Consider the following 13684-nt stretch of genomic DNA (forward strand, 5'->3'; position numbering starts at 1 on the left):
GTTACAGGCAGGCTTCCAGCAGCGCCTGGTCGAACCCGAACTGCTTGGCCTTGTCGAGCGTATAGGGCCGCAGCCCCATCGACCGATATTCGCCGATGATCTTGCCGTCCGTGCTCTCGTCCAGATACTCGAACTTGAACAGCTCCTGGGTGACGATCACCGGGCCCTCCATGCCGATCACCTCGGTGACGTTGGTCACGCGGCGGCTACCATCGCGCAGCCGCTTCACCTGAATGATCAGGTCGACCGAATCGGCGATCTGGCGGCTGATCGCCTCCTTCGGCACCTTGATGTCCGACATCATCACCATGTTCTCCATACGCGCCAGCGCCTCGCGGGGGCTGTTCGAGTGGAGCGTGCACATCGAGCCGTCGTGACCGGTATTCATCGCGGCGAGCATGTCGAAACATTCGGCGCCGCGGATTTCGCCCAGGATGATGCGATCCGGGCGCATGCGCAGCGCGTTCTTCACCAGATCGCGGATCGTGATCTCGCCCTGGCCTTCCAGATTGGCGGGGCGGGTTTCCAGCGGCAGCCAGTGTGGCTGCTGCAGGCGGAGTTCGGCGGCATCCTCGATCGTCAGCACACGCTCGCCAGGGTCGATCATCTTCGAGATCGCGTTGAGCATCGTCGTCTTGCCCGAGCCGGTGCCGCCCGAGATGACGATGTTGAATCGGCTGGCGCCTGCGATCTTCAGCGCCGTCGCCATCTTCTCCGACATCGACCCGCCCTTGGCCATCATATCCAGCGTAATCGGCTTGGCGGAGAATTTGCGGATCGAGATGGCGGTGCCGCGCAGCGACAGCGGCGGCACGATCACGTTGACACGGCTCCCGTCCTTGAGGCGGGCATCGGCGAGCGGCGTTGTCTGGTCGACGCGCCGGCCGACCGAGTTGCAGATCCGCTGGGCGATCTGGAACAGATGCTCCTCGTCGCGGAACTGGATATTGGCGAGCTCGAGCCGGCCCTTGCGCTCGACATAGGTCTGCTCGGGGCCATTGACCATGATGTCGCTGATCGCGGCGTCGGCGAGCAGTTCCTCGAGCGGCCCTAGCCCCAGCAACTCGTCGACAAGGACCTTCTCCAGCGCGAACTGCTCGCGCCGGTTCAACGTGAGTTTCAGCTCGGCAAGAACCTCGCCGATGATCGGCCGGAATTCCTCGGCCAGTTCGTCCTTGCTCAGCGTCGCCGCAGCTTCGGGATCCACACGCTCCAAAAGGCGCGGTAGCACCTGTTCCTTGATGCGGTGGATCGAGGCTTCAAAGCCCTCGTTGCGCGAGCTGCCCTGATCGGCAGGTGCGGCCTGGCGATCGGCGAGGCGCTGCATCGCGTCCGCACTGGCGGCGCTGGGACCCAAGGGATCGCGCTCCAGCATCGGATCGGTTAGCGTCTGGCCGGGTAGCGGGACCGCGTCGAGCGGCGGGAACTGGTCGCCGCCCAGTGGCAAGGGCTCGGGGCGCGGGGGCCCGCCACCCTGCATCGGCCGTGCGACACCGAAGGCCGGACGTCCCCCGGTTCCGCTCCCCATGCCGCTGCGACGCCCAAATGCGCTCATTGAACCTTCAGTCCCCTAGGAAGGCTCAAGGCCTAGCGGCAAAGGCTTGCGATTTGGCTAACTATGATGGGACACGCCCTTATACCCGGCTCCCCAGCAGCGCCGCACCGAAGGCAATGAACACGCCGCCCGTCACCCGATTGAACAGCCGCTGCCGCCCCGCCGGGGCCAGCCATACCGCCAGCGAGCGACCGCCCATCGCGTAGACCGAAAACCAGAAGGCCTCGATCACCGCGAAGGTGAGGATCAGAATCGCCAGCTGCGGCAGGAATGGGCGGTTCACATCAAGGAACTGCGGAAAAAGCGCTGCGGCGAAGACGATCAGCTTGGGATTGGACAGTCCCGTGCCGAGCCCGGTGAAGTAGCGGGTCCGGACCGATGGGCGTGCGGGCGGCAGGGCATCGGCCTGCGCCGCCGCCACCGGCGCGCGCCAGGCTTTAATGCCCAGCCAGACGAGATAGCCGACGCCGGCATAGCGCAGCACATCGTACAGCGACGGCGATGCCTTGAGCAGCGCCCCCAGCCCCGCAGCCGAAGCGATCAGGCAGAAGAGGTTCGCGCTCATCAACCCGGCCGTGGTCGGCAGCACGCGGCCCGCGCCCTCGCGGATGCTCTGCACCATCACGTGCAGCATGTTCGGTCCCGGCGTCATCGACACGAAGAATACGGCGGTGACGTAGAGCCACCAGGTCTTCATCGCCATCGCGTTCCTCGCTGGCTGGAGGCCAAGAAAAAGGGCGCCGAAGCTGCTGCCTCGACGCCCCGATTCACTTGCGCTTACAGCTGCTTACGCAGCCTGAGGCAGCGCCGCCTTCGCCTGCGCGATGATGGCCGTGAAAGCCTCACCCTCGTGCATTGCGATGTCGGCCAGGACCTTCCGGTCGAGTTCGATACCGGCCAGCTTGAGGCCGTGCATGAACTGCGAATAGGTCAGGCCTTCGGCGCGGACGCCGGCGTTGATGCGCTGGATCCACAGGGCGCGGAAGCTGCGCTTCTTTACCTTGCGGTCGCGATAGGCGTACTGGCCGGCCTTTTCGACGGCCTGGCGCGCGATGCGGATGGTGTTCTTGCGACGGCCATAATAGCCCTTCGCCTGATCCAAAATCCGCTTATGCTTCGCCTTGGTGGTCGTACCACGCTTCACTCGTGCCATTTTTCAGGACTCCCTTACTTCAGGCCGTACGGCGCCCACGCCTTGACGTGTGCCACGTCGGCGTCGGCCAGCACGCTGGTGCCGCGGTTGGTACGGATATACTTCGAATTGTGCGAAATCAGGCGGTGGCGCTTGCCGGCGACGCCGTGCTTCACCTTGCCCGTGGCGGTGAACTTGAAGCGCTTCTTCACACCGCTCTTGGTCTTGAGCTTGGGCATTTTCGTCTCCTTTTGGTTCGACGATTGCAGACAGCCGCGGCAGCCCTATTAGCCGGACGGTCCCTCGATCGCGGAAAGCGGGGCCCTTAGCCGATGGCTGGGCGATATGCAACCACCGGGGAACCGCAGCGCCGGCGAGGATTTGGAAGCGCATGGCTGAACCGGACGCACCCCTGCTCGTCGCCGATCCGGCGCCTTCCCCGCTCCGGCCCCGCCGCGCGATGGGCACGCCCCTTGCCGCAACCATCGCCGTCGCCACCAGCCTGATCGGACTGGTGGTGCTGGCCTGGGCGGTGCTGTTCGTCACCAAGGGGCGGTTCCTCAAGGGCGCGTTCGAATCGATCGCGAGCAGCAGCGCAGACCGCAAGGTGCGCGTGGCGGGCGACTTCCAGCTCTATTTCGCGCCCTTCAACCTGAAGTTCGTCGCCGAGGGATTGAGCGTCGAGAACCCGGACTGGGCGGGAACCAGCCCCTTTTTCAGCGCGACGCGAATCGATGCGCGTATTGCCACCTTCTCATTGCTCGCCGCCCAGAAGCGGTTTCAGTGGCTCGGCCTCACCGACGGGCGAATCGACCTGCAATGGGATCGCGACGGCAAGCAGAATACGTGGACCTTCGGCGGCGGCGGGGGCGAGCCGCTGCGGATGCCGCTGATCCAGCGCGCGCGAATCGCCGGCACGCAGATCCGCTATCTCGATCCGCGCCATCAGCTCGATGCGGCGATTCGCGTCGACACCGTCGCGGCCGAGGATAATCGATTCGCCGACACGATCCGCTTCGACGGCAATGGCACCGCACGCGGCGCCCGCTTCACGCTCGCGGGTGCCCTGCTTTCCTCCAACAAGACGCTGGCGGGCGGCGAGAACCGACTGCGGCTGCATGCCGAGGGCGTGCGCAGCCAGGTCGATATCGCCGGCACGCTGCCCGGCGCGACGGTGCTGGAGGGCGCCAAGCTCCACATGGACCTGCGCGGGCAGAACCTTGCCGACGTCTTCCTGCTCGCCGGCATCGCCGTGCCCGATACGCGCACCTATCGGCTGACCTCGGTCGTTACCAAGGCGGGCGACGAGTGGCGCTTCACCGGCATGAAGGGCCGGTTCGGCGACAGCGATCTCGCCGGCAAGTTCACGGTGAAGCTCGGCGAGCCGCGCATGCTGCTGACCGCCGACCTGTTCACCCATGTGCTCGACATCTTCGATGCCGGCCCGTTCATCGGCTATAACCCCAATGCGCTGGCGGCGCAGGGCGCGCAGGCCGCGGTCACGCAGGTTTCCGGCACACCGCGGCTGCTGCCGGACGCGCCGCTGCGGATCGACGCGCTCAAGAATTTCGATGCCAGGGTGCAGTGGCAGGTGCGCACCGTCCGCGCGCCCAACCTGCCGGTGTCGAACATCGAGCTGGGCCTCGATCTCGACGACCGGCTGCTCAAGCTGAGCCCGCTCAACTTCAGCCTCGCGCGCGGCACGGTGACCTCGGACATCAGCATCGACGCGCGCAAGACACCGGTGTTCACCACCTACGACATCCGCCTGTCGCCGACGCCGATGGGGGTGCTGCTCGCCGGCTTCGGCGCCGAGCAATCGGGCACCACGGGCATGCTCAAGGCGCGCATCCAGATGCGCGGCAGCGGCAACAGCGTGCGCGATTCGCTGGCCAGCGCGAACGGCCGCATCGCGGTGATCCTGCCCAAGGGCGATTTCTGGACGCGCAACACCGAGCTCGCCGAGTTCGACATCGGCACCTTTGTCCAGAAGATGTTCGAGAAGAAGCTGAAGGAGCCGGTGCAGATCAATTGCGGGCTGATCGGATTCACCGTGCGCGACGGAATTGCGGCCGCCGACCCGATCCTGATCGACACGCAGAAAAACGTGATGCTCGGCCGCGGTGGGTTCAGCTTCAAGAACGAGACGATCGACCTCGCCTTCCGCGCCGATTCGAAGCGGTTCAGCCTGTTCTCGGGCCAGTCTCCGGTGGGTATCGGCGGCTATTTCGCCAAGCCGGGGATCAGCGTGATCAGTCCCGAGCTGGTCGGCCGTGCCGGCGTCGGGCTGGGGCTGGGCGTCGCCGCCTCGCCGCTGGCCGCCGTACTGGCGTTCGTCGATTTCGGCGACGCCAAGGCAGCAGACTGCGGCCCGGTGCTTTCCGGCGCCACGGCTGCCAGCCAGCGCGACGTCAAGGGTCGCCTCCGCGACGATGTCGGCCGCGGCACGACCGCCACGTCCGAAAGCGGCAAGGCGAACCCGGACGAATCCAAGCGCCAGCGGAAGAAGTTCCTCGGCATCTTCTAGCGGCTTGCGTACGGCTTGGAAGCAGGCGCAGGATCAACGCCCATGCTGCGCTTTCTTATTCTCTCCGCCGCACTGGCCATGGCAGGCGATGCGCGCCCGCCGCAGCGGGTAACTCACGCTGCGCCATCCGCGGCTCCCGGAGAAGCCCTGCCGGTGCATGTCGGTGGCAGGGTAGAGCGCACCACAGCGGGCTTCCGCCACCAATGGCCTGGCATATACTTTGAGTCGGCATTCCGGGGAGACCGCGTCACGCTCCGCTTCGACGACCCCGTCAACGAGTGGCGCGTCAGCGTGGATGACAAGCCGCCACTCTCGATCGACCGGCCCGGGAAAGCCGATGTGACGATCGACGGGGTCGGCGGCGGGGCGCACCGCATTCGTCTGGACAAGGTCACGGAAAGCGCCGCCCCCACGATATTCGGCGGCTTCTTCGTTGGCACGGGCAATGGCCTGCCCGCGCCGCGCACCCATAGGCGCCAGATCGAGTTCATCGGCGATTCTTCGATGACGGGCTATGGCGCGCGTGCCTATCGTCTCGACTGCACGCCCGAACAGGTTCGAGCCACGACCGACACGCCCGACGCCTTTGCGGCGCTCGCCGCGCAGCAGGAGGGAGCCGACTATCAAATCAATGCGATTTCCGGCCGAGGATTGATACGCAACGCGGGCGGCAGCGCGCCGGGGGGCGCGATGACCCAGCTCTGGTCGCGTCGCATTCCTGCGGAATCTTCGCCCTTTGTCGATCCGGCCTGGCAGCCACAGATCGTCATGCTGAAGTTGCAGGCGGATTTTGTCGGGCTGCGCCCTGACGCCCGTTGGCCTAACTTGGCAACGCTGGTGGCGGACTACGCCGCGAGCTACGGGAGATTCCTGGCACAACTCCACCGCCGATACCCCAGCGCCGTGTTCATCCTCTGGTGGTTCGACACCCAGGGGGCACCGCCAGACCAGTCGGCGATGCTGCGCGAGGCGGAGTTGCAGATCAGCGCCACCGCGCGCGCCGCGGGTGTCCGCGATCTGCTGTTCCTGCCCTTCCCTGCCAGCAACTTCCCCGCCACCGCCTGCCATGGTCATTACGGGGTGGACGAGCAGCGGCGCATCGCCGACTGGCTGGTCGCCGCCATCCGCGCACATCCCGCCTTCTGGGACGGGCGGTGACCGTCCTCAGTGTCCGCGGCAGTCCATCGCTTCGAGGATGTCGTCGATCCGCGCCGGGTCGCCCGCGGCGATCACTTCGCCGATGCTGCCGGCATGGAGCGGATCGCCCTGCCAGTCGCACATCCGCCCGCCCGCGCCTTCGATCACCGGCACCAGCGCGGCGAAGTCGTGCAGCTTCAGGCCGGCCTCGACGACGATGTCGAGCCAGCCGCTCGCGACGCAGCCATAATTGTAGCAGTCACCGCCGAGCACCGTGCTCATCACCTTGGCGTCGAGATGCTCGAAGGCGTGAAGCTGGCCGTCGTCGAACAGCGCGGGCGACGTGGTACCGAGGATCGCCTGATTCAGCTCGCGACAGATGCGCGTGCTTGCAGGCTTGCCATTGAACAGCGTCTGGCGGCCGGTAACGCCCAGCCAACGCTCGTTGATGATCGGCTGGTCGATCACGCCCAGCACCGGCCAGCCATTGTCGACCAGCGCGATCAGCGTGCCGAACACCGGTCGCCCGGCGATGAAGGCGCGGGTGCCGTCGATCGGATCGAGCACCCACTGCCGGCCACTGTTACCCTCGCGCACACCGAATTCCTCGCCGATGATGCCGTCCATCGGCCGCTCGGCAATCAGCAGCTTGCGCATCGCTTCTTCGCCCGCGCGATCGGCGAGGGTAACGGGCGACTGGTCCTCCTTCGCCTCGACACCGTGCTCGGCGCGGAAATAGGGGCGGATCGCGGCGCCGGCGGCGTCGGCGAGGCGGGCGGCAAGCGCGATGTCGGTTTGGGAAACGGCCATGTTCCAGCCCTACCGGGCCGAATTTGACTCGCCAAGGTCACAAACGCCTGCCACTTCGCGGTTTATGCGTGGTATCGCCGCTCTCCCCCTGCTCGGCCTCTGCCTTGTCGCCGCGCCTGCGCTGGCGCAGGTGCGCGCGGTGCCGGCCCAGCCCGCCTCCGAACAGGCGGCGCTGCGCGGCGTCGAGGTGTTCCTGGTCAACGAGGGCGGGGCGCCGATCGCGGATGCCGGCCCGCGCCAGATCGAAGTCACCGCGACCGACGGCACCCGGCTGCTGCTGGAACGCACCCCCGGCCCCACGCCCACCATCGCCCCCCATGGCTTCGCCAAGGCGCGCTACGTGCCGGTGGGGGTCGCGGGCACGGCAGTGCCGCCTGCTGCGCAGCATCGCGCCGCGGAAATGCCCGCGCAGGAAACGGTCGTGCAGAGCGCCACCGGCAGCTCCAGCGGCCTGCTCGATCGGTTCGAGCCGCACGAGCCGGTCTACGGCACCTTCGGCCTGAACGATGCCGGCGGCAAGCTTCAGGTCAGCTTCGCGGTGCGCCCCTTCGCCGAAGATGCGCCGCTCCAGCTCGGCAATCTGCGCTTCGCCTATACCCAGACGATGTTCTGGGCACTGAACGAACCCTCGGGCCCGTTCCGCTCGACCAACTATGCGCCCGAACTCTATGCCGACGTGCCTGTCGACGAGACGACGCGGGTCGCGCTCGGCTGGCGACACGATTCGAACGGGCGCGGCGTCACAGACTCCGTCGACATCAACCGCATCTTCGTGCGCGGCGAGAAGACCTTTGATCTCGGCAGTGAATGGCGGCTGGATGTCGCCCCGCAGGCTTGGGTGTATGTCGGAAACAGCGGCACCTTCCACGACATGAAGGACTATTTTGGCTATACCGGGCTGGCCGCGTCGATTCAGCAGAAGGACGGAATCAAGCTTGCGCTTACCGCCCGCGGCAATGTGAGGACGGGGCACGGCGCAGCCGAAGCGTTCGTCTCCTACCCGTTGCGCCGTCTGGGCGGGGGCCTGGGCATCTACGTCTTCGGCCAGGCATTCACCGGCTATGGTGAGGCACTAGACCGCTACAACGTCAACGACACGCATGCGCGGATCGGTATCGCCTTCACCCGCTAGCCGCCGCGACGATGCTGGCGTAGACACGCAACAACCATCCAGGGAGATCGATATGCGCCTGAAGCTCGCCCTAGCCGCCCTTGCCCTGCCCTTCGCCATGATGCCGGCGAACGCGTCGCTGACCACCGGCGCCAAGGCGCCCGTCTTCACCGCCAAGGGCGCAGTAGCCGGCAAGCCGATCACCGTTGACCTGAAGGCGGCGCTGAAGAAGGGGCCGGTCGTGCTGTACTTCTTCCCGGCAGCCTTCACCTCGGGCTGCAATGCCGAGGCCCATGCCTTTGCCGAGGCACTGCCCGATTTTACCAAGGCCGGCGCGACCGTGATCGGCATGACCGCCGGTAACGTCGACCAGCTAGAACAATTCAGCAGCCAATATTGCGCCGGCAAGTTCGCCGTAGCCGCTGCGACGCCGGACGTCGCGCAGGGCTATGACGTGGCGGCCAAGAAGCCGGACGGCACGGTAGCAAAATTCACCAGCCGCACCAGCTATGTCATCGCGCCCGATGGCAAGGTACTGTTCGTGCACTCCGATCCCAACCCCGCGGATCATATCCGACTCACGCTCGCCGCCGTGCAGAAATACCGCCAGACCCACCGCAAGTGAGGCCGAGTCGCACCCGATAGTTGCGCCTTCCAGACGCTCCGATCCGGAGGCATTAATCCTCCGGATCGGAGCAATCTTTGTCGGTTTCTGCCGAAGCCACTGAAATCCTGCTACAATGTGTAGATCCTCGGCACCCCTGCGCCGCAGGATCGTTCAGCATGAACTACCCGGCAACTAGATATTAGCACTCTACGCTTATTCCTCCTGCGCAACATAGCGGCCGTCATGCCGTGACTTGCACGGGGGTTAGGAGCGTATGCGCATCGCGCGTGCCGTTCGATCAGAAGCAGAAGGGGGAGACGGCCGAGCGCTGTTCGAGCGTATCGGAGCGTTTCTTGTCGACCAGCGGCTAGCGCCGACTCCGACCAACTACGCTTTCGTCCACCGGCTGTTCACCGAACCCGATCATGCGCTTGCTCGCGCCGTCGAACTGATCACCGAACGCGGGGTACGGATCACGCCCCGCGATATCCAGACGTTGACCGCCGATCACGGCACCGAAGAAGCGCCGGAATGCGACGAAGCGCTGAAGGCTCGGACCGAGGGTCTGGTCGCCCGCACGCAGATGCAGGTGGAAGGCTTTGCCGACATGGTAACGGCGATGCGCGCGGAAACGGCGGATTTCGGCCGCGACCTCGCCGCCAGCGCCGAAGCCATGTCGATCGCCAGCGATACGCCGCAGGCGAACGACGATGTCGCGCGAATCACCGCAGCGATGCTCGATCGCATCCGCGTCGCGGAAGAGAAACTGGAAAGCACCACGCGCGAGGCGAACGACCTGCGCGAAAAGCTGGAGGAAGCACGGGACAACGCCCGCCGCGACCCATTGACCCAGTTGCCCAATCGCCGCGCGTTCGAGGAAGCCTTTGCCGCGCAGGAGGCGACCGGTGGCAGCATGTGCATCGCTGTTTGCGACATCGATCACTTCAAGTCGGTCAATGACCGCTTTGGTCATGCGGTCGGCGATCGGGTGCTGCGCGTGATCGCCGATGCGCTGAGCCAGTGTTGCCGCGGCCATCTGGTGACCCGCTATGGTGGCGAAGAGTTCGCCATCCTGTTCACCGATGTATCGCTCGAAAAGGCGCGTACCGTGCTGGACCATGCCCGTGGCACCGTGCAGACCAAGCGCTACAAGCTGCGCGACAACGACGCACCGCTTGGCGAAATCACCTTCTCCGCCGGACTGACGCCGGTGGAAACCGGCGAGATGCACCAGACGGCGTTTCACCGTGCCGACCGGCTTCTCTACCTCGCCAAGCACGAGGGCAGGAACCAGATCAAGACCGGCAGCGCCAGCTATAGCGAATTTCGCCGATAACTGGCAAAATTTGCCGCTACTTCGCGCACAAATTGCCAGATTTTGAGGCCATTCTATCGAACATTGTTGTATTCTAATGACTTAGAAGATTTGGCACGCTCCCTGCAAAAGAACTGGCATCGGCCGCCGGATGGTCCGCCAGCCGAAATATCAGGGAGTACTACCATGACCGCTCGCCTCGTTTCGCTGCACCAGACCGTTGCCGTCAGCGCCGCCGTCCTGCTCACTGCAGCGCTGGTCCTCTTCTCCACGCCCGTTATCCCGATCGCATGAATACCCTCGCGCAGATGGAGAAGATCAGCATGTTCCGCAGCTTCCTTATCGGCACCGTGTCGTTCGGCATCACCAGCGTGATGATCCTCGGCAGTGGCCTGCAGGGCTCCAGCCTCTTCGGCTGACCCTGCCGGCCGCCCCGGCGGCCCCTTTCTCTGGAACTCGGGGCCCTAGCGCCCGGTTCTTTCGGCACCCTCCCCAGATCCCAGGAGCCGTGCCAATGTCCGAAACCCCTGTAATCGATCGAGTCCGCGAGGATGCGCTCCCCGGTGAGGAGCGCTCCCTCGATCCCAAGCCTGAATGGCAGCCGCGCTATCGCGGATCGGATCGCCTGAAGGACAAGGTGGCCATCGTCACCGGCGCCGACAGCGGGATCGGCCGCGCGGTCGCCGCGCTCTACGCCCGCGAAGGCGCCGATGTCGCCATCGTCTATCTCAACGAACACCGGGATGCCGAGGACACCGCCGAGGCCGTCCGCGCCGAAGGCCGCCGCGCGATCACCATTGCCGGCGATGTCGGCGACAAGGCATTCTGCGAAGACGCCGTTGCCAAGGTGATCGCCGAGTTCGGCCGCCTCGACATCCTCGTCAACAATGCCGGCGAGCAGCATCCGGACAAGGACATCACCGACATCACCGAGCAGCAGCTGCGCCGCACCTTCCAGACCAACATCTTCGGGATGTTCTTCCTGGTCCAGGCCGCGTCGCCGCATCTCAAGGAGGGCGCCACGATCGTGAACTGCACCTCGGTGACGATGTACCAGGGCGAGCCCGAACTGCTCGACTATAGCGCCACCAAGGGTGCGATCACCGCTTTCACCCGCAGCCTGTCGATGAACCTGATCGACAAGGGCATCCGCGTGAACGCCGTCGCCCCGGGCCCGATCTGGACCCCGCTCAACCCCAGCGGCGGGGCGAGCCCGGAGAAGCTCGAGCATTTCGGCGAGAGCGTGCCGATGGGCCGGCCAGGCCAGCCCAACGAAGTCGCCCCCGCCTTCCTGTTCCTCGCCTGCGAGGATTCGAGCTACATGTCAGGGCAGGTGCTCCACCCGAATGGCGGCACTGTCGTCAACGGCTGAACGCGCGCCGCGCCGGTCTCAGACCGGCGCGGTCTCGCCAACCAGCCCCGTCGGCGCTTCCTCCCCGCGCGAATAGACACCGGTGAGCAGCCCGGCGGCGAGCACATGTCCCGCCATTGCCTTGACCAGCGCGCTGCGGCCAGGATTGTCGCCGATCTCGCAACCGCCGCTTAGCGCGAACAGCTGGAAGGCATAGTTGTGCGGGCCGTGGCCGGTCGGCGGATCCGGCGGCAGCCAGCCTTCGCCGAGATAGCTGTTGCGGCCGACATCCTTGCCCTCGGCATCCCCCGCGCCATCGGCGTGGATCGCACCCTCCTTGAGGTCACCGTCCACCGGCAGGCCCCAGACGACCGCATGCACAAGAGGCTGCGGCGCGGGCGCGTCGGGATCCTCTACGATCAGCGCCAAGCACGCCGTGCCCTCCGGCACGCCCGTCCAGAACAGCGGCGGCGAGACGCCGTCGCCATCGGCGGTGAACCGCTCCGGCAGACGTCCGCCATTCGCGAAGGCTGGGCTGGCGAGATGCAACACTTCGAAACTGCCGAGTTCGGGCTGGACGATCGCCAGCTTGTTGGCGCCGGCGCGCAGGCCCTTCAGCGCGCTTCCCAGCCAGTGCGGTATGTGTTCGAGCATCGCGGTCTCTCCCGTTTGGCAGCCAAACGCGCCGGACCCCATGATTATCCCGCGTTAGAGATCGAGCTTCTCGTAATCGGCCGGCGGCGTGATTCCTTCCATCCGCTCGGCGAGCAGTTGGCGGAAGCTCGGGCGGCTCTTCATCCCGATATACCAGCGCTTGGCGAGTTCGTGGCTCTTCCAGTCGATGCCGCCCAGATAATCGGCGACCGAGATCTGCGCCGCCGCGGTGATGTCGGCAAGGCTCATCGTCGCACCGGCCAGCCAGGTGCGGTGGTCGAGCAGGTAATCGATGTAATCGAGATGGCCGACCGCCGCCTTCATCGCATCGCGCAGCACCTTGGCATCCGGCGGCTGGCGATAGACGATCCGCTTGATCATCCGCTCGTGGAGCAGCGGCGCGGTGATGTCGCTGTAGAAGTTGTTGTCGAACCATACCACCAGCCGGCGGATCTCGGCACGATCGACCGCCGAGCCGTTGAGCAGCGCGTTCTTGCCCACCGTCTCCTCGAAGAACTCGCAGATCACGGTCGAGTCGATCAGCGTCACATGGCGCTCGGCATCGATCATCACCGGGGTCTGGCCGGTGGGGTTGAGGTCGAGAAACTCGTCGCGCCGCTGCCAGGGCGATTCGCGCACCGGCTCATAGGCGATGCCCTTCTCGCCCAGCAGGAGCCGGACCTTGCGCGAGAAGGGACAGAGCGGGAATTGAAGGAGCTGCCACATGGGGAAAGCCATAAGCAGCGGAAATGGGCCGGGGAAGACTCGTTGTAGCGCGGGCCGCAATTCTATATTTTGAGCAGCATTCTAGAACGGAGCCGCACCATGGCGCTCAGCATCAAGGACGAAGAGACCGACCGGCTGGTCCGCCGCTACGCGCGCGCCAAGGGGGTGAGCTATACCACCGCGATCAAGCTGGCGGTGAGCGATGCCTTGCGCCGGAGTGGCGAACCGGTCGCCGATCCGGATGTGGAGCAGCGCTTCGCCGACTATCGCGCCGTGGCGCGAGAGGTGCGTCAGGCCTATGCCGCGATGCCGACGCTCGATCCCCGTGATCCCGACGCGATGCTGTACGACAAGGACGGCCTGCCCAAGTGATCGCGGTCGATACCTCGGCGCTGATGGCGATCCTGCAGGAGGAAGCCGAAGCCGAGACATTCCTCCGTGCCATGGCCACGCCGGACCGCGTGCTGCTCGGCGCGCCGACCGCCTTCGAGTTCCGGCTGGTGGTGCTGCGGCAGAAAGGGCCGGCCTTCCTGCCAGCCGCCGAGCGGCTGCTGCGCCTGCCGACGATCGAGATCGTGCCTTGGACGGAAGAGCATGGGCGGATCGCGATCGAGGCGCTCATCCGCTTCGGCGGACGCCCCGCCCGTCTCAACTATGGCGACTGCATGGCCTATGCGGTTGCCGCGCTGGCGGACTGCCCGCTGCTCTTCAAGGGCGACGACTTCCGCCATACCGACGTGATCGTCGCCCTTGATTGAG

Annotated in this window: 16 protein-coding genes; 9 read left to right on the plus strand and 7 right to left on the minus strand. The window is 65.8% G+C overall.

From position 1 onward, the window contains the following. Position 1: 1 nt before the first annotated feature. The 4 genes from A7X12_RS05810 to rpmI form a co-directional block, all read right to left on the minus strand. Positions 2 to 1555, minus strand: coding sequence for a CpaF family protein (locus tag A7X12_RS05810; RefSeq protein ID WP_084445125.1), 1554 nt, complete (start codon positions 1553 to 1555; stop codon positions 2 to 4). Positions 1556 to 1634: 79 nt separating this feature from the next. After that, on the minus strand, positions 1635 to 2258 hold the full coding sequence (locus tag A7X12_RS05815; protein ID WP_064310719.1) for a LysE family translocator: 624 nt from the start codon (positions 2256 to 2258) through the stop codon (positions 1635 to 1637). A gap of 84 nt (positions 2259 to 2342) precedes the next feature. Beyond that, the gene (gene rplT, locus A7X12_RS05820; RefSeq protein WP_010543146.1) at positions 2343 to 2708 is read right to left on the minus strand and encodes a 50S ribosomal protein L20; all 366 of its coding nucleotides are present in this window, start codon (positions 2706 to 2708) and stop codon (positions 2343 to 2345) included. 14 nt (positions 2709 to 2722) lie between these two features. Next, on the minus strand, positions 2723 to 2926 hold the full coding sequence (rpmI, locus tag A7X12_RS05825; protein ID WP_010543145.1) for a 50S ribosomal protein L35: 204 nt from the start codon (positions 2924 to 2926) through the stop codon (positions 2723 to 2725). 152 nt (positions 2927 to 3078) lie between these two features. Here rpmI and A7X12_RS05830 point away from each other — a divergent pair, with 152 nt between their 5' ends. Then, positions 3079 to 5214 carry an AsmA family protein gene (locus tag A7X12_RS05830; RefSeq protein ID WP_064310720.1) on the plus strand — a complete coding sequence of 712 codons (2136 nt, stop codon included), beginning with the start codon at positions 3079 to 3081 and terminating at the stop codon, positions 5212 to 5214. Between the two features lie 42 nt (positions 5215 to 5256). After that, positions 5257 to 6372: a hypothetical protein gene (locus A7X12_RS05835; RefSeq protein ID WP_064310721.1), complete on the plus strand. Its 1116-nt coding sequence runs from the start codon at positions 5257 to 5259 to the stop codon at positions 6370 to 6372. A 6-nt stretch (positions 6373 to 6378) separates the two neighbouring features. Here A7X12_RS05835 and hisN read toward each other — a convergent pair whose 3' ends face one another. Continuing rightward, a complete protein-coding gene (gene hisN, locus A7X12_RS05840; RefSeq protein WP_064310722.1) occupies positions 6379 to 7161 on the minus strand; it encodes a histidinol-phosphatase in 783 nt (260 codons plus the stop codon). A gap of 64 nt (positions 7162 to 7225) precedes the next feature. Here hisN and A7X12_RS05845 point away from each other — a divergent pair, with 64 nt between their 5' ends. The 5 genes from A7X12_RS05845 (at position 7226) to A7X12_RS05860 (ending at position 11566) form a co-directional block, all read left to right on the plus strand. Next, on the plus strand, positions 7226 to 8293 hold the full coding sequence (locus A7X12_RS05845; protein ID WP_064310723.1) for a phospholipase A: 1068 nt from the start codon (positions 7226 to 7228) through the stop codon (positions 8291 to 8293). Positions 8294 to 8345: 52 nt separating this feature from the next. Beyond that, complete coding sequence (locus tag A7X12_RS05850) at positions 8346 to 8897, plus strand: peroxiredoxin (RefSeq protein WP_064310724.1); 552 nt, start codon at positions 8346 to 8348, stop codon at positions 8895 to 8897. Between the two features lie 256 nt (positions 8898 to 9153). After that, on the plus strand, positions 9154 to 10215 hold the full coding sequence (locus tag A7X12_RS05855) for a GGDEF domain-containing protein (RefSeq protein WP_064310725.1): 1062 nt from the start codon (positions 9154 to 9156) through the stop codon (positions 10213 to 10215). A 269-nt stretch (positions 10216 to 10484) separates the two neighbouring features. After that, on the plus strand, positions 10485 to 10613 hold the full coding sequence (locus tag A7X12_RS26570; protein WP_269747803.1) for a hypothetical protein: 129 nt from the start codon (positions 10485 to 10487) through the stop codon (positions 10611 to 10613). Between the two features lie 95 nt (positions 10614 to 10708). Continuing rightward, on the plus strand, positions 10709 to 11566 hold the full coding sequence (locus A7X12_RS05860; RefSeq protein ID WP_064310726.1) for a glucose 1-dehydrogenase: 858 nt from the start codon (positions 10709 to 10711) through the stop codon (positions 11564 to 11566). An 18-nt stretch (positions 11567 to 11584) separates the two neighbouring features. Here the strand turns inward: A7X12_RS05860 and A7X12_RS05865 are convergent, their stop codons facing one another. Continuing rightward, complete coding sequence (locus A7X12_RS05865; protein WP_064310727.1) at positions 11585 to 12199, minus strand: YbhB/YbcL family Raf kinase inhibitor-like protein; 615 nt, start codon at positions 12197 to 12199, stop codon at positions 11585 to 11587. Between the two features lie 54 nt (positions 12200 to 12253). Next, positions 12254 to 12925 carry a glutathione S-transferase family protein gene (locus A7X12_RS05870; protein WP_064310728.1) on the minus strand — a complete coding sequence of 224 codons (672 nt, stop codon included), beginning with the start codon at positions 12923 to 12925 and terminating at the stop codon, positions 12254 to 12256. Between the two features lie 99 nt (positions 12926 to 13024). Here A7X12_RS05870 and A7X12_RS05875 point away from each other — a divergent pair, with 99 nt between their 5' ends. Both A7X12_RS05875 and A7X12_RS05880 read left to right on the plus strand, forming a co-directional pair. After that, complete coding sequence (locus A7X12_RS05875; protein ID WP_064310729.1) at positions 13025 to 13297, plus strand: type II toxin-antitoxin system VapB family antitoxin; 273 nt, start codon at positions 13025 to 13027, stop codon at positions 13295 to 13297. After that, on the plus strand, positions 13294 to 13683 hold the full coding sequence (locus A7X12_RS05880; RefSeq protein ID WP_064310730.1) for a type II toxin-antitoxin system VapC family toxin: 390 nt from the start codon (positions 13294 to 13296) through the stop codon (positions 13681 to 13683). The genes A7X12_RS05875 and A7X12_RS05880 overlap by 4 nt, the downstream gene beginning before the upstream one ends. Position 13684: the final 1 nt, after the last annotated feature.

Source organism: Sphingomonas sp. TDK1 (genome assembly GCF_001650735.1).
In the GTDB taxonomy this organism is placed as follows: Bacteria; Pseudomonadota; Alphaproteobacteria; order Sphingomonadales; family Sphingomonadaceae; genus Sphingomonas.

Coding starts and splice junctions, on each gene's coding strand:
- A7X12_RS05810 (WP_084445125.1), bottom strand. CDS start 1,555: ATGAGCGCATTTGGGCGTCGCAGCGGCATGGGGAGCGGAACCGGGGGA.
- A7X12_RS05815 (WP_064310719.1), bottom strand. CDS start 2,258: ATGGCGATGAAGACCTGGTGGCTCTACGTCACCGCCGTATTCTTCGTG.
- rplT (WP_010543146.1), bottom strand. CDS start 2,708: ATGGCACGAGTGAAGCGTGGTACGACCACCAAGGCGAAGCATAAGCGG.
- rpmI (WP_010543145.1), bottom strand. CDS start 2,926: ATGCCCAAGCTCAAGACCAAGAGCGGTGTGAAGAAGCGCTTCAAGTTC.
- A7X12_RS05830 (WP_064310720.1), top strand. CDS start 3,079: ATGGCTGAACCGGACGCACCCCTGCTCGTCGCCGATCCGGCGCCTTCC.
- A7X12_RS05835 (WP_064310721.1), top strand. CDS start 5,257: ATGCTGCGCTTTCTTATTCTCTCCGCCGCACTGGCCATGGCAGGCGAT.
- hisN (WP_064310722.1), bottom strand. CDS start 7,161: ATGGCCGTTTCCCAAACCGACATCGCGCTTGCCGCCCGCCTCGCCGAC.
- A7X12_RS05845 (WP_064310723.1), top strand. CDS start 7,226: ATGCGTGGTATCGCCGCTCTCCCCCTGCTCGGCCTCTGCCTTGTCGCC.
- A7X12_RS05850 (WP_064310724.1), top strand. CDS start 8,346: ATGCGCCTGAAGCTCGCCCTAGCCGCCCTTGCCCTGCCCTTCGCCATG.
- A7X12_RS05855 (WP_064310725.1), top strand. CDS start 9,154: ATGCGCATCGCGCGTGCCGTTCGATCAGAAGCAGAAGGGGGAGACGGC.
- A7X12_RS26570 (WP_269747803.1), top strand. CDS start 10,485: ATGAATACCCTCGCGCAGATGGAGAAGATCAGCATGTTCCGCAGCTTC.
- A7X12_RS05860 (WP_064310726.1), top strand. CDS start 10,709: ATGTCCGAAACCCCTGTAATCGATCGAGTCCGCGAGGATGCGCTCCCC.
- A7X12_RS05865 (WP_064310727.1), bottom strand. CDS start 12,199: ATGCTCGAACACATACCGCACTGGCTGGGAAGCGCGCTGAAGGGCCTG.
- A7X12_RS05870 (WP_064310728.1), bottom strand. CDS start 12,925: ATGTGGCAGCTCCTTCAATTCCCGCTCTGTCCCTTCTCGCGCAAGGTC.
- A7X12_RS05875 (WP_064310729.1), top strand. CDS start 13,025: ATGGCGCTCAGCATCAAGGACGAAGAGACCGACCGGCTGGTCCGCCGC.